The sequence below is a fragment of the Burkholderia arboris genome, assembly GCF_902499125.1.
GTDB lineage: Bacteria > Pseudomonadota > Gammaproteobacteria > Burkholderiales > Burkholderiaceae > Burkholderia > Burkholderia arboris.
The window spans coordinates 67,621-87,636 of sequence record NZ_CABVPX010000012.1 but is presented as its reverse complement, the minus strand read 5'-3'; the positions used below and the strand labels follow the sequence as shown (position 1 = coordinate 87,636).

Here is a 20,016-nt window from a genome sequence, read left to right as displayed (position 1 = left end):
CTGTCCCGAATTCCCATCGACCTACAGAGAGTGCTCATGAGCTTCAATCATGTTCCGGCCGGCAAGGACCTGCCGCAAGATTTCAACGTGATCATCGAGATTCCCGCGCAAAGCGATCCGGTGAAGTACGAGGCGGACAAGGAACTGGGCCTTCTCGTCGTCGACCGCTTCATCGGCACGGGCATGCGCTATCCGGTGAACTACGGCTACATCCCGCAGACGCTGTCGGGCGACGGCGATCCGGTCGACGTGCTGGTGATCACGCCGTTCCCGCTGCTGGCCGGCTCGATCGTGCGCTCGCGCGTGCTCGGCATGCTGCAGATGACCGACGAGTCGGGCGTCGACGCGAAGCTGGTTGCCGTGCCGCACGACAAGGTCTGCCCGATGACGGCGAACCTGAAGTCGATCGACGACGTGCCCGAGTACCTGAAGGACCAGATCAAGCACTTCTTCGAGCAATACAAGGCGCTCGAGAAGGGCAAGTGGGTGAAGGTCGAAGGCTGGGCCGGCATCGAAGCCGCGCACAAGGAAATCACCGACGGCGCCGCGAACTACAAGAAGTAAGCGGCGTACCGGCCGACGGCCGGTTCGTACGGAGCGCAAACCGCGCGTGTCTCCTCAGGAGGCCGCGCGGTTTTGTTTTGTGCGCGCGGGTTTCTTGCGTGCGGGTGTGGAAGGCGGCGGGGGCGGGGCGGCCAGTGCACCCTTCGTGCGTTTTGCGCGGCGCGGGGCAACGGAGGGTGCGTTCTCTTTCACGGCTTTCGTGGCCGACGCACGGCGACGAGCCGGTGCCGGAGCGGTATCTTCCCGTGCGTTCGCGACGGGTTTGCCGGCGGCGGCCGGCGCCTGCTTTTTCGAGGACGCGGATTCGGACGTCCTGGTCTTCTTTACCGGCGATCTACGCGACGCAGTTTTTTTTACGACTGCATCGCCGCCGGTTTTCTCACGCTTCGTGTCCGGCACGGCCTTCGTAGTCTTCGAGGCTTGCTTGCCTTTTGCCGGCTTCGCGGACTTGGCTACTTGCCCGGTCTTCACGTTTTTCCCGGCAACCGGAGTCGTTGCAACCGCCTGCGGCGTGTCGTCGGCGGTTTCCGTCTGCACCTTCTTGCGCCTGCGCGTACCGGCCTTCAACCCGGCCGGGTCTTCGCTTTCATCGAGCGGCACCACGACGGGCAACACCGATTCGAGCGTCCGCAAACCGGCCGCCAGTTCCCGCTTTTGCACGGGCGTGAGCCGCTTCACCCAGTATTCCGCACGCGACGCGCTCGACCGGTCGGGCAGCGGAAACGACGCGAGCACCGCGCGCGGCTTGCGCGAGCGCGTGTAGCGCGCGCCCTTGCCGGACGCGTGTTCGTCGAAGCGTGCGGCAACGTCGGTCGTGATGCCCGTGTAGACGCTGTCGTCGGCGCATTCGATCAGATACAGAAACCAGGACATGGCAGGGCGGCGGGATGCGAAGCCGCCAGTGTCTCAGAAAAAGCGCGCGTCAACGCCACCGGTCGCCGTGCCCGTCGCCGAAGCGGCTCGTCGGCTGGGCCAGGGTCGCGCTGCAGCCGGGCGAGGCCCGCACGGTCAGCGTCGCGGTGCCGGCGCAGCACTTCGCGGTCTGGATGCGAATGCGCACGCATGGCGGATCGGTGCGGGCAGCGCCGTGCTGTCGGCGGCCGCGTCGTCGCGCGATCCGCAGGCGCTGTCGCAGACGGTGACGCTCGCCGCGCACTGAACCGGACGCAGCCGTGCGGCATGTGGCGAGGCCCGTCGTGGCCTTGCCGCATGCCGGTGTGCTGGCTGACGCTACTCGGCGCCGCGCCGGAACGGATCGTGTTCGCGCAGTTCGTCGACGTACGCGTGGATATGCTCGGTCTCGCGTTCGAGAAAGCGCGCGACCGCATCGGAAAACGCCGGGTGGGCGAGCCAGTGCGCGGAGTGCGTGACGGTCGGCAGGAAGCCGCGTGCGAGCTTGTGTTCGCCCTGCGCGCCGCCTTCGAACGTATCGAGCCCGGCCTCGATGCAGAACTCGAGCAACTGGTAGTAGGCCGTTTCGAAATGCAGGCAGGGCACGTGCTCGATCGCCCCCCAGTAGCGGCCGTACAGCGTGCCGCCGCCGTGCTCGCCGCGCCGGTACACGGCGAGCGCGCTCGCGATCGGCTGGTCGTCGGCTTCCGCGATCACGAGCAGCAGGTTCTCCGGCATCGTCGCGCCGATCGTGCGGAAGAAATCGAGGTTCAGGTACGGGCTCGAGAAGTGCTCGCGGTAGGTCTGCCGGTAGCAGCGCGAGAAGAAGCGCCAGTCGGTGTCGGTGATCTGATCGCCGGTCAGCCGCCGGAATGTCACACCTGCGTCCTGCACCTTGCGCCGCTCCGCGCGAATGTTCTTGCGCTTCTTCTGCTCGAGCGTGCCGAGGAAATCGTCGAAGTGGCGGTAGCCGTCGTTGAGCCAGTGGAACTGCACGCCTTCGCGCAGCATCATTCCCATCGATTCGAGCAACCGTGCTTCGTCGCCGGTCGGGAACAGCACGTGCAGCGACGACACGTCGCTCTGCTCGGCGAATGCGAGCAGCGTGGCCGCGAGCCGGCGGCGCGCGTCGTCGTCGGCCGCGAGCAGGCGCGTGCCCTGCACGGGCGTGAACGGCACCGCGCACAGCAGCTTCGGGTAGTAGGGCAGGTTGTTGCGCTGGTACGCGTCGGCCCACGCCCAGTCGAACACGTATTCGCCGTACGAATGCTGTTTCGCGTAGACGGGTGCGGCAGCCGCGAGGCGGCCGGTGCGCTCGTCGGTCAGCGTGACGAAATGCGGCGACCAGCCGGTGTCGTCGACCGCGCAGCGCGCGACGTGCAGCGCGTCGAGGAATTCGTGGCGCAGGAACGGCGTCGGCTGCGCGTCGCGCGCGAGCAGCGCGTTCCATTCGTCGGCCGGCACCTCGGCGGGGGACGACAGGATGCCCGTGCGATAATCGATGCGTTCGTGTTTCAAGCGTGAATCCGTACCGTTGGATGTTGCCGGATGCGTGCCGCTGCGGCCGCGCCCGGGTCGATTTCGTCAGCCGTTCAGGGCGCGCCGCCGGGTTGCGCCGATCCCGCCATGAAGACCCGACTCGCTCTCGCCCAGATCAACGTCACCGTCGGCGATTTCGCCGGCAACGTCGCGCGGATCGTCGCGGCCGCGCGCGCCGCGCACAACGATGGTGCGCAGCTGATGGTCGCGCCCGAACTCGCGCTGTCCGGCTATCCGCCGGAAGACCTGCTGCTGCGGCCCGCGTTCTACGCGGCGGCGGCCGCCGCGCTCGACGCCTTGGCCGATGCGCTGAAGGCATTCGACGGGCTCGCGGTGCTGGTCGGCCATCCGTTGCGCGGTGCGGGCGACGATGCGCGCGCGCCAGCCGTCGATGGTAATGCAAACCGCCCGATCGAGCGCGGCGTGCCGCCTGCCGATACCTTCAATGCCGTGTCGCTGATCGTCGGCGGCGAGATCGTCGGCACCTACCGCAAGCAGGATCTGCCGAACGCCGAGGTGTTCGACGAGAAGCGCTACTTCGCGACGGACGCCGAGCCGCTGGTGTTCGAGCTGAACGGCGTGAAATACGGCGTGATCATCTGCGAGGACGCGTGGCATGCGTCGGCCGCGCAGATCGCGAAGGCGGCCGGCGCGCAGGTGCTGCTGATCCCGAACGGCTCGCCGTACCACATGAACAAGGGGGCGGTGCGCGTCGACATCCTGCGCGCGCGGATTCGCGAGACCGGGCTGCCGATGGTGTACGTGAACCTCGTCGGCGGCCAGGACGAGCTCGTGTTCGACGGCGGCTCGTTCGTGCTCGACGCGCAGGGCGCGCTCGTCGCGAAGATGCCGCAGTTCGACGAAGGCCATGCGATCGTCGAATTCGACGGCGCGCGGCCGCTGCCCGGCGCGATCGCCCCCGAGCTGCCGACGGATGCGCAGGTGTACCGTGCGCTCGTGACCGGCGTGCGCGACTACATCGGCAAGAACGGTTTCCCCGGCGCGCTGATCGGGTTGTCGGGCGGCGTCGATTCGGCGCTGGTGCTGGCGGTCGCGTGCGACGCGCTCGGGCCCGAGCGCGTGCGCGCGGTGATGATGCCGTCGCGCTTCACGGCCGACATTTCGACCACCGACGCGGCGGAGATGGCGCGGCGCGTCGGCGTGCGCTACGACGAGATCGCGATCGCGCCGATGTTCGACGCATTTCGTGCGGCGCTTGCCGGCGAGTTCGCGGGCCGCGCGGAAGACGCGACGGAGGAGAACATCCAGGCGCGCATCCGCGGCACGCTGCTGATGGCGCTGTCGAACAAGTTCGGCTCGATCGTGCTGACGACCGGCAACAAGAGCGAGATGGCGGTCGGCTACTGCACGTTGTACGGCGACATGGCCGGCGGTTTCGCGGTGATCAAGGACATCGCGAAGACGCTCGTGTACCGGCTCTGCCGCTATCGCAACGAAACCGCCGACTACCCGCTGCGCGACGTGATCCCCGAGCGGATCCTGACGCGCGCGCCGTCGGCCGAGCTGCGCGAGAACCAGACCGACCAGGACAGCCTGCCGCCGTACGACGTGCTCGACGCGATCATGCGGATGTACATGGAAGAAGACCGGCCGCTCGCCGAGATCGTCGCGGCCGGCTATGCGCAGGCCGACGTCGAACGCGTGACGCGGCTCATCAAGATCAACGAATACAAGCGCCGCCAGGCGCCGATCGGGATCCGCGTCACGCATCGCGCATTCGGGCGCGACTGGCGCTACCCGGTCACGTCGCGGTTTACCGAACGTCTCGATTGAGCCGTGCTGGGCCGGATGCGGCTCGCAGGCTTACAATCGGGATCGCGATTTTTCATCCAAACGAGCATTGGGGGACAACCACCATGAAACGCATCACCGCCATCATCAAGCCGTTCAAGCTGGACGAAGTCCGCGAAGCGCTCGCCGAAGTGGGTCTCACGGGCCTGACCGTGACGGAAGTGAAGGGCTTCGGCCGCCAGAAGGGCCATACCGAGTTGTATCGCGGTGCCGAATACGTCGTCGACTTCCTGCCGAAGATGAAGATCGAGGTGGTCGTCGCGGAAGCGCAGGTCGACCAGGTGATCGACGCGGTGATCGGCGCGGCACGCACCGGCAAGATCGGCGACGGCAAGATCTTCGTGTCGGACGTCGAGCGCGTGATCCGCATCCGCACCGGCGAAGAGAACGAAGCGGCCGTCTGAGCGCCGACTTCGTCGATGGGCCGCGCAAAGTCGGCCCGCCAATAAAAAACGGTGCGATACCCGGTTGGGTACCGCACCGATACGCGCCTCTCGCAGCAGCGTGGAAAGTGTTGTCGAATCGTTCTTTGACGGCGCCCGATCAGAACAGGTGCTGGATGCCGGCGTAGACGCCGGTCTGGCTGCCGCCCGGATTCGGGTTGCCCGTCGACACGGCCGTACCGGCGCCGTTCGCGTTCAGGCCGAAGTTGGCGTTCTTGCTGTTGCGCACCGTCGCGACCTGCAGGTCGAACAGCGTGCGCTTCGAGATGTTGTACGAGCCGCCGACCGTGTAGATGTTCGCGTTGCCGCCGCCGTGGTTCGCGTTCACGTGATACACGGCTGCGATCAGCGCCGCTGCCGGCGTGGCCTGCCACGTCACGCCGCCCCAGACCTGCTGGGTGCCCGTCACGCCTGCGTTCACTGCCGGGCCGCCGCTGCCGTCCGCGCGCGATGCCTGGTAAGCCGCCTGAACCTTGAACTGGCCGAGGAACACGTTCACGCCCGCGAAGTATTCACGCGAGTAGTTGAACACGTCCGAGAAGCGGCCGTTGCTGTCGCGCGTTTCGTCGTAGATGCCGCGCAACTGGAACAGCGAGTTCGTGTAGGTGACCTGTGCGCCGGCTGCACGGCCCGGTTGGCCGGCCGTCGTGTTGCCGTTGAAGCTGGTCGAGTTCGAGAACGAGAACTGGCCGTAGAAGTCGAGGCCGTAGAACTGCGGCGACTGGTACGACACGTTGTTGCTGGTCTTGTTCCAGTTGCGGCCGCGCACGAGCGATGCGGTCGACCAGGCCGACTGGCCGAACGGATCGAAGTCCCACACGCCGTTGGCGATCGCGAGCTCGCGACCCAACAGCAGCGTACCGTAGCGGTCGTTCGAGATACCGACCGTCGCATAACGATCCCAGATCGAGCCGCTGAAGCCGCCGGTCATCGTGTTGAACGCGCCTTCGAGGTGGAACAGGACCTTGTTGCCGCCACCGATGTCTTCACTACCCTTCAAGCCCCACAGGCTCGTGCCCCAGTCGCCGCTTTCCGCGCGCACTTGGTGGCCGTTTTGCAGGCCGTTCATGTACTCGATGCCTGCATCCAGGCGGCCATACAGCGTGACGCTGCTCTGCGCGTGCGCCGTCACCACCCCAGCAGCCATCAGCGCGGCCGCGACCAAAGCTTTCTTCATCGTCTCCTCCATACCCTGTCAAAAAGTCAACCCAGAACTGCACGAGATGCCCGGAGCGACAAGCGCCGGGCAAAAGCGGGATAACCAGGGAGACCTCGCGCAGGGCCGGTAAGCGCAGCACGCGGGCAAGCGGACGGAAAAACCGTTGAGCAGTCCCGCGCAGCCGGGTCGGCCTGCGGGGTCTCCTTGTAGTGTCGTGAAGCTAAACTACATTTCACGAACTTCGTTTTGCTACTTTGGTTACTAATTTAGCAAAAATACAATTTTGTGGCGATGGAAATCGTTGTTTGACTAACCGCTGTCGCCAAATTGCCATGCAACACGGTGCGCAACAGGTGCACCGAGGGTTAGCAATTAACGGAAAACCCTTGTCTGGCAAGGGAGACACGAATTCCGCGAACATGGGTCAAGGATTGCCACTATTGACGTTGCGGAAGTGCGGGCGTAGGCGCGAAAGTCGCGAAATGGGTAAGTATTTCGTAATGAATCGGGCGGTTTCTGCCACCGCCGGCCATGCCTGAAACGCCCGTTGCACAAGGCGCGCGGCCCCGATGCGCTGCGTTCAGCCGGGGCCCGGCCGTGCGTCGTGCAACTGCGCGCGAATCCAGCGATGCGCATCGGTGCGCGCATGCTTAGCGTGCGAGTAGACCTTCACCGTGTAGCGCGGGATTTCGAATGGCGCAGCGAAGATGCGGATCGGCGCCGCGTGCTGCAGCGCCTGCGCCGCGCGGTTCGGCACGGTCATCAGCAGTTCGGATTCCGCGATCACGAACGGCGCGGCCAGCACGGTCGGCAATTGCACGGCCACGTGCCGCGCGAGGCCGAGCCGGTCGAGCACGTAGTCGACGACGCCGCGCGATTCGTTCCACGGCGTGACGACCACGTGACGGGCGGCCAGGTACTGATCGAGCGTCAGCCGCCGGCGGATCGACGGGTGCGAGGCGCTCGCGATCACGACGTAGTCGTCGGAGAACCAGTCGAAATCCTCGATGCCCGACGCATCGGCCGCCGATTCCTCGTGATAGCCGAGCGCGAAGTCGATGCGGCCGGCCGCGAGCGCGTCGACGGATATCTTCCGGTCGGAATGCACGACGCGGATCCGCAAGTGCGGTGCGACATGCTGGATCCGCGCGAGGAACGCCGGCAGCACCGCGAACGCCGTGTAGTCGGTCGCGGCGAACACGAACGTGCGGTCGCTTTGTGCGGGATCGAAGCGGCCCGCGCGGGCGAGCCCCTTCGACATTGCGTCGAGCGCATCGCCGGCCCATGTGGCGATGTCGTCGGCGCGTACGGTCGGCTGCATCTCGTTGCCGAGGCGCACGAACAGCGCATCGCCGATCGCGTCGCGCAGCCGCGCGAGCGCATGGCTCAACGCGGACGGGCTCAATGCGAGCTCGTGCGCGGCCGCCGCGACCGAGCGGTGGCGGTACAGCGCGTCGAACACGAGCAGCAGGTTCAGGTCGAGGCGGCGCAGATCGGGATGCATCATGTTCATGTCTGGATGAAGAAACTGCACTTCCTGCAGTTGTGGCATGAACGTAGCATGATGGTTTGATCGGCGCCAGCGCGGTTGCGCGTTGCCGCCTTCCGTTTCACATCCGGGCCGGAGGAGGGCTCAACCCGTGCAAATCGATATCCGTTCCGCGACCGTCGCCGACGTACCGCTGATCCTGCGTTTCATTACCGAGCTGGCCGTCTACGAGAAGGCGGAGCACGAAGTGATCGCCACGCCTGCGTCGCTCGAGCGCAGCCTGTTCGGCGAAGGCTCGCCGGCGCGCGCGCTGATGTGCGAGGTCGATGGCGAGCCGGCCGGCTTCGCCGTGTATTTCTTCTCGTATTCGACGTGGCTTGCGCGGCAGGGGCTGTATCTCGAGGATCTGTACGTGTCGCCGCGCTTTCGCGGCGCGGGTGCCGGGCTGCGGCTGCTGAAGGCGCTTGCGCGGATCGCGGTCGAATCCGGCTGCGGGCGTTTCGAATGGAGCGTGCTCGACTGGAACGAGCCGGCGATCCGCTTCTACGAGAGCGTCGGCGCGGCGCCGCAGAGCGAATGGGTGCGTTACCGGCTGGCGGGCGACGAACTGCGCGCGTTCGCCGACAGCGCGCCGGTGAGCGCCGCGTAAACGCAAAACGGGCGCCGCGGGGCGCCCGTTCGAACGTCGTGCGTTCGTGTGTTTCGTGCGTGTTACTTGAGGCTGCCCGACAGGAACCCGCGCAGGCGTTCGCTCTTCGGATTCGCAAACACCTCGGACGGCACGCCTTCTTCCTCGACGCGGCCCTGATGCAGGAACATCACGTGGTTCGATACGTTGCGCGCAAAGCCCATCTCGTGCGTGACGACGATCATCGTGCGGCCTTCCTCGGCCAGCTTCTGCATCACCTTCAGCACTTCGCCCACCAGTTCCGGGTCGAGCGCCGACGTCGGCTCGTCGAACAGCATCACGTCCGGATGCATCGCGAGCGCGCGCGCGATCGCGACGCGCTGCTGCTGACCGCCGGACAGATGCGACGGATACTGCTTCTCGACGCGCGGCGCGAGCCCGACCTTCTCGAGATATTCGCGCGCGCGCGCCTCGGCTTCCTTCTTCGGGATGCCGAGCACGTTTACGGGCGCTTCCATCACGTTCTCGAGCACGTTCATGTGCGACCAGAGGTTGAAGTGCTGGAACACCATCGACAGCTTGGTGCGCACGCGCTGCAGCTGCTTCGAATCGGCGGCGCGCAGGGCGCCCGTCTTGTCGGGCGTCGTGCGTACTTCCTCGCCGTCGACGACGATGCGGCCTGCATTCGGCTGCTCGAGGAAGTTGATACAGCGCAGCATCGTGCTCTTGCCGGAACCGGACGAGCCGATCACGCTGATCACGTCGCCCGAGTTCGCCTTCAGCGACACGCCCTTGAGTACCTCGTTGTCGCCGTACCGCTTGTGCAGATCGTCGACGAAAAGCTTCTGAGTCTGGGAATTCATCAATAGTCCTGCGAAAACTTACTTGCCTTGCGGGCGCAGATACGCGAGCCAGCGACGCTCGGCCTGGCGGAACAGCCACACGAGCGTGAACGAGATCACGAGGTAGAGCAGGGCGGCGATGCCGAACGCATGGAACGACATGTAGGTCGCCGAGTTGACGTCGCGCGCGATCTTCAGGATGTCCGGCACGGTCGCCGTGAACGCGACGGTGGTCGCATGCAGCATCAGGATCACTTCGTTGCTGTACAGCGGCAGCGCGCGGCGCAGCGCCGACGGCAGGATCACGCGGCGATACATCGTGAACGTGGACATCCCGTACGCGCGCGCCGCTTCGATCTCGCCGTACGACGTCGCCTTGATGGCGCCGGCGAAGATCTCGGTGGTGTACGCGCAGGTGTTCAGCGTGAACGCGAGCAGCGTGCAGTGCATCCCGTCGCGGAAGAACGCGTCGAGCATCGGCGTGCCGCGCACGGCCTGCAGGCTGTAGAGGCCCGTGTAGCAGAGCAGCAGCTGCACGTAGAGCGGCGTGCCGCGGAACACGTACGTGTACAGCCACACGGCGCTCGACAGCCACTTCTTCTTCGACACGCGCGCCACGGCGAGCGGTATCGACAGGCAGAAGCCGAGGCCGATCGACACGACGAGCAGCCACAGCGTGATCGCGACACCGGTGATGCGATAGCCGTCGGTGTAGAGATAGTTGCGCCAGTATTCTTGGATGAGTTCGATCATAGGTCAGCCTTGCGGACACCGGTCGAGTAGCGCTTTTCGAGCCACATCAGCACGAAGTTCGAGATCGTCGTGATGGCGAGGTAGACCGCACCGGCGATCAGCGTGAAGAAGAAGAACCGCAGCGTGCCCTTGCCGGCGTCCTGCGAGGCCTTCACGACGTCGGCCAGGCCGATGATCGACACGAGCGCGGTCGACTTCACGAGCACCTGCCAGTTGTTGCCGATGCCGGGCAGCGCGAAGCGCATCATCTGCGGGAACATGATCCGCGTGAACACCTGCCAGTTCGTCATCCCGTAGGCGCTGCCGGCCTCGAGCTGGCCGCGCGGGACCGACAGGAACGCGCCGCGGAACGTCTCGGTGAAGTACGCGCCGTAGATGAAGCCGAGCACGAGCACGCCGGCGAGGAACGGGTCGATGTCGATCTGGTCCCAGCCGAGCGCGTCGGTCGCCATGTTCAGCCAGATCTGCAGGCTGTAGAACAGCAGCAGCATCAGCACGAGGTCGGGTACGCCGCGGATCAGCGTCGTGTAGACGGTGCCGACGCCGTTCGTGAAGCGGTTGCGCGACAGCTTCGCGCCGGCGCCGAGCAGCCCCAGCAGGAACGACAGCGCAAGCGAAAGCACCGCCAGTTTGACGGTTTGCCAGGTGCCAGCGAGGATCAGCGGGCCGTAACCTTGTAGAAACATATGTGGTCCTTGACGGCGCACGCAGTGCGCCGCGAAAGACGCGCCCGCCAAGCTGCGCGGAACGCCCCGTGCGTATCATGACCGTCCGCCCCGGCAACGGTGCCGGGCGAGCCCGTCGCGCGAGCGGTGGGCAAGGGGGCGGGCGGCGCGTGGTTGACTGCCTGTACTGCGCGGACACGGGGCCGCCCCCGCATCCGTTGCTTCTTCTTGTCGGCGCTCAGCGGGCCGGAGCCGAATAGACGCTGAACGAGAAGTACTTGTGCGACAGCCGGTCGTACGTGCCGTCCTTGTGCATGTCGGCCAGTGCCTTGTTGATCTTGAGCTTCAGGTCCGTATCGTCCTTGCGCAGGCCGATCGCGGTGCCGTCGCCGATCGTCTTCGGATCCTTCACTTCCGGCCCGGCGAACGCGAAGCCCTTGCCGCGCGGCGTGCGCAGGAAGCCGTAGTCGGCCTGCAGCTCGTCCTGCAGCGTCGCGTCGAGGCGGCCCGAGCCGAGGTCGGCATAGACCTGATCCTGGTTCTGGTAAGGAATGATCGTCACGCCCTGCGGTTCCCAGTACGCCTTCGCGTAGGTCTCCTGCGTCGAGCCCTGCTCGACGCCGACGCGCTTGCCCTTCAGCGACGCGACCGTCGGCAGCAGCGGCGAGCCGGTCTTCGCGATCATCCGCGCCGGCGCGTCGTACACCTTGTCGGAGAAGTCGATCTGTTCGCGGCGCTTGTCCGTGACGGTCAGCGACGACACGATGACGTCGTACTTCTTCGCCTTCAGCGCCGGGATGATCCCGTCGAGATCCTGCGCCACCCACACGCATTTCACGTTGATCCGCTTGCAGATTTCCTTGGTGAGATCGACGTCGAAACCGACGATCTCACCGCTCGGCGCGGTCGACTCGAACGGCGGGTAGCTGGCATCGACGCCGATCCGAACGGTCTTCCACTCCTTCGCGAAGGCGCTGCCCGCCACGAGGGCGAGGGCGGCGCACAGGGCGGCCTTCTTCATTTCCATCCTTCTGTTGCTTTTCGGGGGCGCTCGCGGCCGGTCGGACCGGGCGCCGCGGCGTATTCTAGACGGCCAAAAATCGCGGAACGGCGCTCTGGCGATGGCGGCCGCCGGCAAGGCGAGCGCCAAAAGGGCGGTATTTTACCCGAACGCGATACCCGGAAAACCGCAATCCGGCGCGATCGATCGATTCTTCGATTCGGCTGTTGCGGCAATCGTGGTATTCGCAACCGGTATTCCGGCAATTGGCGACGCAGGTGCAACGATGCGGTGCGCCGGCGGCGGATTGTGCCGCGTTCGGTGTCCCCCTACAGTGGAGGTAAACCCGAACAAAGAATCTGCCCCCGGAGTGTCCGCGCCATGTTCCAGATCCGCCGCGCCGAAGAACGCTGCCACACGCGCCAAGGCTGGCTCGAATCGAGTCACAGCTTTTCTTCCGCCGGCCGTGCCGCGCATGCGCATCCGCCGGTCGGCGCGCTACAGGTGCTGAGCGAGGACCTGATCGCGCCGACGCGCGGTTTCGGGATGCAGCCGCGCCGCGACGTGGAGATCGTGACCTACGTGCTGGACGGCACGCTCGCCCACCGCGACAGCCTCGGCTGCGGCGCGATCGTCCGGTCAGGCGGCGTTCAGCGGATGAGCGCCGGCACGGGGCTCGTGCACAGCGAAACCAACGCGTCGTGCGACCGGCCGCTGCATCTGCTGCAGATCTGGCTGCAGCCGGCCGAGCGGGGCGGGCGCCCCGGTTACGAGGAACGGCATTTCGCCGACGACGAGAAACGCGGCCGGCTGCGGCTCGTCGCGGCGCCGGACGGCGGCGACGGCGCGCTGACGATGCGCGCGGACGCCCGCATCTTCGCGGGGCTGATCGACGGCGACGAGGTGGCGACGTTCGACGTGCGCGCCGGGCGCAGCACCTACGTGCACGTGGTGCGCGGCGACGTCGAGGTCAACGGCCGCGCGCTGGCCGCCGGCGACGGCGCGCGGATCGGCGGCGTGCAGGCGGTGGCGTTCGCGCGCGGCCGGACGGCCGAAGTGCTGCTGTTCGACGTCGCCTGAAACGAAAAAGGGGACGCGGGCCGATGCCCGCGTCCCCTCCGGTGCCGCTCCGGGAAGCGACCCGCCGGCTTACTGCGCCGGCGCCGACGCGCCCTTGGCGGCCGCGCGGTGCTGCTCCCAGCGCTCCTTCATCTTCTCGTGGCGCTGCTCCATCTTCGCGAACTGCTGCTTGAGCGCCGTGCTGACCATCGTCTTCTGCTGGTCGTTCAGCCCGTTGTAGAACGTGAGCCACGCGGCGGACGTCTGCTCGCGCAGTTGCGCGTTCTGCTGCTCGGCCTGCTGGCGTGCCGAGTGCATCGCGCTCAGGTCGAGGATCGGCTGGTTCTGCTGCGCCTTGAACTGTTCGCGCATCTGCTCGTGGCTCTTGCGCATCGTGTCGCGGTTCTGCTTCATCGTGTTCACGGCCGCCTGCCATTGCTGTTCCTGCGACGCGTTGAGCTTCAGCTGGTCGTGCAGTTTCATGATCGCGCCGAACGGGCCGCCTTCGTGCCCGCCGTGCATCTGGTGCATGCCGGGGCCGCCCGGCGGCGGCATGTCGTTGGGCTGCGCGGCCTGCGCGGTGCCGAATGCGAGAGCGAGCACGGTGGCGGCCGCGATGGCCACGCGGGAAGTCTTCTTATACATTTCAGAAACTCCTTGTATCCAAAGGGTCCGGCGATGCGGTGCCGGGAAAGCCGAGTACCGCATCCGGTAAGACGCAGGTTAGCGATGCAGGTCGCGGCGGGTGTTACGTGGGGCGGCGGCCCGGTTACCGTGCATTACAGTTCCCTTGCGCGGTAACCCGCAGTAACCCTTTCGTCCCTTTGTTTCGTTCTTCGACTCCGCCCTCGCGCGGTAAACTTCGAGCCATGACTACCCAGATCCTCATCGTCGACGACGACCAAGAACTCCGAGACCTGCTGCGCGACTATCTCGTGCGCCAGGGGATGGAAGTGTCCGTGCTGCACGACGCGGCGACGCTCGAGAAGCGCCTCGAGCGCGAGCGGCCCGACCTGATCGTGCTGGACCTGATGATGCCGGGCGTGGACGGCCTGACCGCGCTGCGCCAGCTGCGCGCGGCCGGCGACGACATCCCCGTGATCATGCTGACCGCCCGCGCGGACGACGTCGACCGCATCGTCGGGCTCGAGCTCGGCGCGGACGACTACCTCGGCAAGCCGTTCAATCCGCGCGAGCTGCTCGCGCGCGTGCAGGCCGTGCTGCGCCGCCGCCGCGCGACGCCGTCGGCGGCGGCGCCCGAACAGCGCGAGCCGTTCGCGTTCGGCCGCTTCCTGCTGGACTTCCAGGCGCGCACGCTGTCGGTCGACGGCAAGCCGGCCACGCTGTCGAGCAGCGAATTCGCGTTGCTGAAGATCTTCGTGAACCATGCGCTGCGCACGCTCACGCGCGAGCGGCTGCTCGAGCTGCTGCACGGGCCCGAGTACGACGGTACCGACCGCGGCATCGACGTCCAGGTGTGGCGCCTGCGCCGCATCCTCGAAACGGATCCGTCGACGCCGCGCTTCATCCAGACGGTGCGCGGGCGCGGCTACGTGTTCGTGCCCGACGGCGAGGCTCATGCGCAAACCCATTGATTCACTGTTCGGGCGGCTGGCGCTGCTCGTCGTCGGTGTCCTGCTCCTGTCGCACTTCGCGTGGTTTTTCGCGATGCGGCTCGAGCGCAACCAGATGCAGACACGGTATGCCGTCGAAGAGGCCACCTTCCTCGTCGACGCGGTGCGCCAGCACGTCGCGCGCACGCCGGACCAGCCGCTGCCGTCGCGCGTGCGGCTCGTGTCGCCGGACAGTGCCGACGTGCCGAAGGGCGGCGATTCGGGATTGCCGCCGCCGCTCAAGCGGTTCCGCGACGACGTGAGCGACCGCATGCCGCCCGGCACGCAGGTCCAGATCGGCGTGCCCGGCCATCCGCCGGTGCTGTGGGTGAAGGAGCCGGCCGACCGCAACTGGATCGTCGTGCCCGTCCAGCCGCTGCGGCCGCCGCGCTCGCTCGACCGGATGCTGCTGTGGCTCGGCACGATCTTCTCGGCCGGCGTGATCGCCGCGCTGTTCGCGGCCTGGCAGTTGCAGCAGCCGCTGCGCTCGCTCGCGCGCGCGGTCGCGCGTTTCGGCCGCGGGCAGCCGGTGCCGCCGCTGCGCGAGCGCGGCCCGCGCGAGCTGCGCCAGCTCACGCACGGCTTCAACCAGATGGTGGAGCAGGTGTCGCAGGCCGAGAGCGATCGCGCGGTGATGCTGGCGGGCGTCGCGCACGACCTGCGCACGCCGCTCGCGCGGATGCGCCTGCGGGCGGAAATGATGGACGACGCACGGTTGCGCGACGGGGTCGTGCGCGATGTCGACTCGATGTCGCACATCGTCGATCAGTTTCTGGTGTTTGCGCACGGCGGGGCCGATCGCAGCGAACCGGTGCCGGTCGATCAGGCCTGCGAGCGGATCGCACGCAGCTATCGCGCCGTCGCGCCGAACGCGCCGACGGTCCAGACGCGGCTGGAGGCCGATCCGGGCTTCCGGCTGCCGACGGCGACACTCGACCGGATCCTGTCGAACCTGCTGGACAACGCGCATGCGTACGGCGCACCGCCCGTGCTCGTCGAGACGGCGCGCACGCCGGCCGGCTACGTGCTGTCGGTCAGCGACAGCGGCGGCGGGATCGCGCCGCGTGACCTCGCGGCCGCCACGCGGCCGTTCGTGCGGCTCGACCCCGCGCGCGGCGGGAACGGCCACAGCGGGCTCGGGCTCGCGATCGTCGAGCGGCTGGTGCTCAGGCTGGGCGGCGCGTGCGACATCGGCAACCGCCCCGAAGGCGGGCTGCGTGTCTCGATGACGTTCCCGTTCGAGGTCGTGCCGAAGGACGAACCCCACGCACAGGCCGCGTAAGCGGTTGCGGCGCCTGCCCGGCCGGGCAGGCGCCGCCCGGCATCATTCGCCGAACAGCGTGCCGAGCGTCTCGGCCGCGTTGCTGTCGATCGTGTTGTAGGTCACCGTGGTGGCCTCGAAGATGTAGACGGTCGTATACCGGCCGAGGCGCTCCAGGATTTCCTCCTGCAGCGATTCCGGCACGACGTTCATGTTCAGGTACCATGCCGTCGACGACAGCCGCGTCTGGAACGACCCGTACTCCTGCATGAGTTCATAGAACGCGTCGGCATCCTGATCGCGGCAGACGATCACCAAGTTTCCTGCCATTCCCTTCCTCCCGCTCGTCGGTCGATCCCCGGGGCCGGTTTACATGGGGAACGCGCGCGCGTTGCCACGAGACGGCCGAAACAGACCCTGGGGGCTAGCCCCGATCATACCTGCTTCGCCGGATCCGGCTGCTGATGCCCGACACGGTTTGCGCCCGCGTGCGGCTGGCGGGTTCCCGGCCGGGCCGGATCACGGCATAATTCGGGCCTGCATGCCGGCCGTAGGACTGCGGCCGGGCCGTTCCCCGCCATCCACCGCGCGCCGGGCACGATCCGTGCGCTGCCTGCGCCGTCCCCGGACGGTTGTACCTGAAATACAGGTTGGTGTAGTGTCGTGCCGTCGCGGGCCGGCTCGACCGGGCCGCGACGGCGCATGCACGCACGGCGCCTCGCGCCTGCGCGAGATCGCCAGTCAATCGAATTACCGCGCCCGTGCGCTTTGCCATGAATCAACATCGACTGCCGGCTTCGTTCGGCCTTACCGGGGAGAGCGCCTGATGGACGTCGGATTCTTCAATCCGAACCGGACCGCCAACGCATCCGCGTGGCGTGTGCTGCCGAACCGGTGGGACTTCATCGCATTTCCGCTGATCATCTGCCTGATCGCGATGGCGGTCGTCGGCTTTCACGAGACGATGGCGCCGATCGGCACCCTGCAGACGCAGAAGATCTCGCTCGATCCGTCGAACCTGCCCGAATACGCGTTGCGCACCACGCTGCGGATGCTCGCCGCGATGGTCGCGTCGCTCGCGTTCACGCTCGTCTACGGCACGCTCGCGGCCAAGAGCCGCCGCGCGGGCATGGTGCTGATCCCGATCCTCGACATCCTGCAGTCGGTGCCGGTGCTCGGCTTCATCTCGTTCACCGTCACGTTCTTTCTCGCGCTGTTCCCGAGCCGCGTGCTCGGCGCCGAGCTGGCGGCGATCTTCGCGATCTTCACGAGCCAGGCGTGGAACATGACGTTCAGCTTCTACCAGTCGCTGCGCACGGTGCCGCGCGACCTGGACGAAGTGGCGCGCAGCTTCCACCTGACGTCGTGGCAGCGCTTCTGGAAGCTCGAAGTGCCGTTCTCGATGCCGGGCCTGATCTGGAACATGATGATGTCGATGTCGGGCGGCTGGTTCTTCGTCGTCGCGTCGGAGGCGATCACCGTCGGCAACCAGACCATCACGCTGCCGGGCATCGGCGCGTATCTCGCGCAGGCGATCTCGGACAAGAACTTCGGCGCGATCGGCTGGGTGATCCTCACGATGACGGTCGTGATCCTCGCCTATGACCAGTTCCTGTTCCGCCCGCTCATCGCGTGGGCCGACAAGTTCCGGATGGAGAACACCGCGTCGGGCGATGCGCCGCAATCGTGGCTGCTCGACCTCGTGCGCCGCACGCGCCTGATCCATCAGCTGCTCGTACCGGCCGGCTGGTTCTTCGCGAAGGCGGCGCGGATCCCGCTGCGACTGCCGCTGTCGGGCGCGATGCGCTTCACGCTGCCGCGCGTCGAGAAGAAGGCGTCGCGCACGGTCGACATCGCGTGGGCGGTTCTGGTGCTGATCGGCACGGCGTATATCGTGTGGCGCGTCGTCAGCTTCGTCTCGACCGGCGTGACGATGGGCGAGGTCGGCCACGTGCTCGTGCTCGGGCTCATCACGCTGCTGCGCGTGGTCGTGCTGATCGCGATCGCGTCCGTGATCTGGGTGCCGATCGGCGTGTGGATCGGGCTGCGCCCGAAGCTGGCCGAGAAGCTGCAGCCGCTTGCGCAGTTCCTCGCCGCGTTCCCGGCGAACCTGCTGTTCCCGGTGTTCGTGATCGTGATCGCGCGCTTTCACCTGAACGCCGATATCTGGCTGTCGCCGCTGATCGTGCTCGGTACGCAGTGGTATATCCTCTTCAACGTGATCGCCGGCGCAACGTCCTACCCGAACGACTATCGCGAAGCAGCGACGAACTTCCGCATCCGTGGCTGGCAGTGGTGGCGGCAGGCGATCCTGCCCGGCATCTTCCCGTACTACGTGACCGGTGCGATCACCGCCTCGGGCGGCGCGTGGAACGCGAGCATCGTGTCGGAAGCCGTGCAGTGGGGCAACACCAAGATCGAGGCCCACGGCCTCGGCGCATACATCGCGCAGACCACCGCCGCCGGCGATTTCCCGAAGATCATCCTGGGCATCGCCGTGATGTCCCTGTTCGTCACCCTGTTCAACCGCCTGCTGTGGCGCCCGCTGTATGCCTTCGCCGAAGCGAAGCTGCGGCTCGACTGAGACCGATTGAGAGCGAAACGCGATGCACAATCCGAATGCTGTAAACGCCCCCGTCCAGACGTCCCAGCCGCCGCGCCTCGGTGAGGAAATCCTGCGTGTCGATCACGTCTGCCGCGGCTTCAACAAGACGCAGGGCGAACTGCTCGTGCTCGACGACGCGAACCTGTCGCTGCGCGAGGGCGAAATCGTCGGCTTGCTCGGCCGTTCCGGCTCGGGCAAGTCGACGCTGCTGCGAATCATCGCCGGGCTGATCGAACCGACCGGCGGCGAAGTGACCTATCTCGGCAAGCCGCTGGATGGCCCGGCCGAAGGCGTCGCGATGGTGTTCCAGACCTTCGCGCTGTTCCCGTGGCTCACGGTGCTGCAGAACGTGGAAGCCGGCCTCGAAGCGCTCGGCGTCGGCGCGCGCGAGCGGCGCGAACGCGCGCTGGCCGCGATCGACCTGATCGGTCTCGACGGCTTCGAGAACGCGTACCCGCGCGAGCTGTCGGGCGGCATGCGCCAGCGCGTGGGCTTTGCGCGTGCGCTCGTCGTCGATCCGACGATCCTGCTGATGGACGAGCCGTTCTCGGCGCTCGACGTGCTGACGGCCGAGACGCTGCGTACCGACCTGCTCGACCTGTGGACGCAGGGCCGCATGCCGATCAAGTCGGTGCTGATCGTCACGCACAACATCGAGGAAGCCGTGTTCATGTGCGACCGGATCCTCGTGCTGTCGTCGAACCCGGGCCGCGTGATCGCCGAGATCAAGGTGCCGTTCAAGCATCCGCGCAACCGGCTCGACCCGGCGTTCCGCAAGCTCGTCGACGACATCTACGCGAAGATGACGGCCCGCCAGACCGGCGAGGCGACGAAGAAGGGCCTCGAACTCGGCAGCTGGCTGCCGCAGGTGTCGACCAACCTGATGGCCGGCCTGATCGAGACGCTCGCGATGGCGCCGTACCACGGCCGTGCCGACATGCCGGAAATCGCGCGCACGCTGCATCTGGAGGTCGACGACCTGTTCCCGATCGCCGAAGTGCTGCAGTACCTCGGCTTCGCGGACGTGCGCGAAGGCGACGTGTTCCTGACGCCGCCGGGCCGCGTGTTCGCGGAATTCGGCACGCAGGAGCGCAAGCTGATGTTCGCCGATCATCTGCTGAAGCACGTGCCGCTGGCTGCCCGGATCAAGAAGGTGCTGAACGAGCGCCCGGGCCACCGCGCGCCGCGCGTGCGCTTCGAGCAGGAGCTGGAGGATTTCCTGTCGGACGGCGCGGCCGAGGAAACGCTCGACGCGGTGATCGACTGGGGCCGCTACGGCGAGATCTTCTCGTACAACGACCAGACCGAGATCTTCAGCCTCGAGGACGTCGAGTCCTGACGCCCGCGGAGTCGGTCGAAAGCATTCGGCGGACATCGCACGGATGCCTGCCGCGGTTCGATTCGGCCGCTCCCCGCAAAGGGCCGTACGGGGCCTGTCCCCGGCGTTCGCCACGAGCGCCGCGCGTTGACTACCCGCCTACCTGAACGCCGGATCGTGCCCCTGCCGGGGGCACGGGCGCATGGCATGCGTCAAGCATGCCGCGCCCGGTTCGATCGTCGCGCGCACCGCCTTGCTCACGACCGGCTGCGCCATCCGGCCCGCCACACGTTGATTTCCTGCTGCATCGGCTCGTTCGTTTTTCGGTGTACGCCGCGCTCCGGCCGTGCATCGCAGGCCGATCGTGCGATGCGT

The 20,016-nt window shown here is 66.9% G+C and carries 19 protein-coding genes and 1 pseudogene; 10 read left to right on the top strand and 10 right to left on the bottom strand.

All coding sequences use genetic code 11. The features are described 5' to 3' along the window. The first annotated feature begins 36 nt into the window (after positions 1-36). Positions 37-564: an inorganic diphosphatase gene (gene ppa, locus BLA15945_RS16545; RefSeq protein WP_011352863.1), complete on the top strand. Its 528-nt coding sequence runs from the start codon at positions 37-39 to the stop codon at positions 562-564. Positions 565-618: 54 nt separating this feature from the next. On the opposite strand, the gene BLA15945_RS16540 is transcribed toward ppa, so the two are convergent. Next, positions 619-1,437, bottom strand: coding sequence for a GIY-YIG nuclease family protein (locus BLA15945_RS16540; protein ID WP_174992939.1), 819 nt, complete (start codon positions 1,435-1,437; stop codon positions 619-621). 77 nt (positions 1,438-1,514) lie between these two features. Between BLA15945_RS16540 and BLA15945_RS16535 the strand changes: the two are divergent. Beyond that, positions 1,515-1,723 (top strand): annotated as a pseudogene (locus BLA15945_RS16535) (fibronectin type III-like domain-contianing protein); the annotation flags it as partial. A gap of 71 nt (positions 1,724-1,794) precedes the next feature. Here the strand turns inward: BLA15945_RS16535 and BLA15945_RS16530 are convergent. Continuing rightward, positions 1,795-2,973 carry a GNAT family N-acetyltransferase gene (locus tag BLA15945_RS16530; protein ID WP_174992938.1) on the bottom strand — a complete coding sequence of 393 codons (1,179 nt, stop codon included), beginning with the start codon at positions 2,971-2,973 and terminating at the stop codon, positions 1,795-1,797. 108 nt (positions 2,974-3,081) lie between these two features. On the opposite strand from BLA15945_RS16530, the gene BLA15945_RS16525 reads away from it, so the two are divergent. Beyond that, positions 3,082-4,788: an NAD+ synthase gene (locus tag BLA15945_RS16525; RefSeq protein WP_174992937.1), complete on the top strand. Its 1,707-nt coding sequence runs from the start codon at positions 3,082-3,084 to the stop codon at positions 4,786-4,788. An 83-nt stretch (positions 4,789-4,871) separates the two neighbouring features. Further along, positions 4,872-5,210, top strand: coding sequence for a P-II family nitrogen regulator (locus tag BLA15945_RS16520; RefSeq protein WP_006398637.1), 339 nt, complete (start codon positions 4,872-4,874; stop codon positions 5,208-5,210). 139 nt (positions 5,211-5,349) lie between these two features. Here the strand turns inward: BLA15945_RS16520 and BLA15945_RS16515 are convergent, their stop codons facing one another. Together BLA15945_RS16515 and BLA15945_RS16510 are read right to left on the bottom strand one after the other, a co-directional pair. Further along, positions 5,350-6,426, bottom strand: a complete 1,077-nt coding sequence (locus BLA15945_RS16515; protein ID WP_059236652.1) for a porin — start codon at positions 6,424-6,426, stop codon at positions 5,350-5,352. Positions 6,427-6,988: 562 nt separating this feature from the next. Then, positions 6,989-7,960, bottom strand: coding sequence for a LysR family transcriptional regulator (locus tag BLA15945_RS16510; protein ID WP_226196673.1), 972 nt, complete (start codon positions 7,958-7,960; stop codon positions 6,989-6,991). 88 nt (positions 7,961-8,048) lie between these two features. On the opposite strand from BLA15945_RS16510, the gene BLA15945_RS16505 reads away from it, so the two are divergent. Next, positions 8,049-8,546: a GNAT family N-acetyltransferase gene (locus BLA15945_RS16505; protein WP_174992936.1), complete on the top strand. Its 498-nt coding sequence runs from the start codon at positions 8,049-8,051 to the stop codon at positions 8,544-8,546. Between the two features lie 62 nt (positions 8,547-8,608). Here BLA15945_RS16505 and BLA15945_RS16500 read toward each other — a convergent pair whose 3' ends face one another. From BLA15945_RS16500 to BLA15945_RS16485, 4 genes are all read right to left on the bottom strand, one after another. Continuing rightward, entirely contained in the window at positions 8,609-9,388 is a 780-nt protein-coding gene (locus tag BLA15945_RS16500) for an ABC transporter ATP-binding protein (protein ID WP_059233486.1), read from the bottom strand. Positions 9,389-9,406: 18 nt separating this feature from the next. Next, positions 9,407-10,120 (bottom strand): ABC transporter permease, encoded by a 714-nt coding sequence (locus BLA15945_RS16495; protein WP_059233487.1) that lies wholly within the window; start codon positions 10,118-10,120, stop codon positions 9,407-9,409. Beyond that, entirely contained in the window at positions 10,117-10,806 is a 690-nt protein-coding gene (locus tag BLA15945_RS16490) for an ABC transporter permease (RefSeq protein WP_021158491.1), read from the bottom strand. The genes BLA15945_RS16495 and BLA15945_RS16490 overlap by 4 nt, the downstream gene beginning before the upstream one ends. A 217-nt stretch (positions 10,807-11,023) precedes the next feature. Beyond that, a complete protein-coding gene (locus tag BLA15945_RS16485; RefSeq protein ID WP_059236656.1) occupies positions 11,024-11,806 on the bottom strand; it encodes an ABC transporter substrate-binding protein in 783 nt (260 codons plus the stop codon). A 360-nt stretch (positions 11,807-12,166) separates the two neighbouring features. On the opposite strand from BLA15945_RS16485, the gene BLA15945_RS16480 reads away from it, so the two are divergent. Beyond that, positions 12,167-12,865: a pirin family protein gene (locus tag BLA15945_RS16480; RefSeq protein WP_059233488.1), complete on the top strand. Its 699-nt coding sequence runs from the start codon at positions 12,167-12,169 to the stop codon at positions 12,863-12,865. Positions 12,866-12,934: 69 nt separating this feature from the next. Here the strand turns inward: BLA15945_RS16480 and BLA15945_RS16475 are convergent, their stop codons facing one another. Beyond that, positions 12,935-13,489, bottom strand: a complete 555-nt coding sequence (locus BLA15945_RS16475; protein WP_059233489.1) for a periplasmic heavy metal sensor — start codon at positions 13,487-13,489, stop codon at positions 12,935-12,937. A 224-nt stretch (positions 13,490-13,713) separates the two neighbouring features. Between BLA15945_RS16475 and BLA15945_RS16470 the strand changes: the two genes are divergently transcribed. Continuing rightward, entirely contained in the window at positions 13,714-14,439 is a 726-nt protein-coding gene (locus BLA15945_RS16470; protein WP_006493394.1) for a response regulator, read from the top strand. After that, complete coding sequence (locus tag BLA15945_RS16465) at positions 14,423-15,739, top strand: ATP-binding protein (RefSeq protein ID WP_059233490.1); 1,317 nt, start codon at positions 14,423-14,425, stop codon at positions 15,737-15,739. Before BLA15945_RS16470 ends, BLA15945_RS16465 begins: the two co-directional genes overlap by 17 nt. Before the next feature lie 42 nt (positions 15,740-15,781). On the opposite strand, the gene BLA15945_RS16460 is transcribed toward BLA15945_RS16465, so the two are convergent. Next, entirely contained in the window at positions 15,782-16,048 is a 267-nt protein-coding gene (locus BLA15945_RS16460) for a double-stranded DNA-specific endonuclease (RefSeq protein ID WP_011545926.1), read from the bottom strand. Positions 16,049-16,544: 496 nt separating this feature from the next. Here BLA15945_RS16460 and BLA15945_RS16455 point away from each other — a divergent pair, with 496 nt between their 5' ends. Further along, a complete protein-coding gene (locus BLA15945_RS16455) occupies positions 16,545-18,302 on the top strand; it encodes an ABC transporter permease (protein WP_059233491.1) in 1,758 nt (585 codons plus the stop codon). A 22-nt stretch (positions 18,303-18,324) separates the two neighbouring features. After that, entirely contained in the window at positions 18,325-19,662 is a 1,338-nt protein-coding gene (locus BLA15945_RS16450) for an ABC transporter ATP-binding protein (RefSeq protein WP_059233492.1), read from the top strand. The last annotated feature ends 354 nt before the right edge of the window (positions 19,663-20,016 follow it).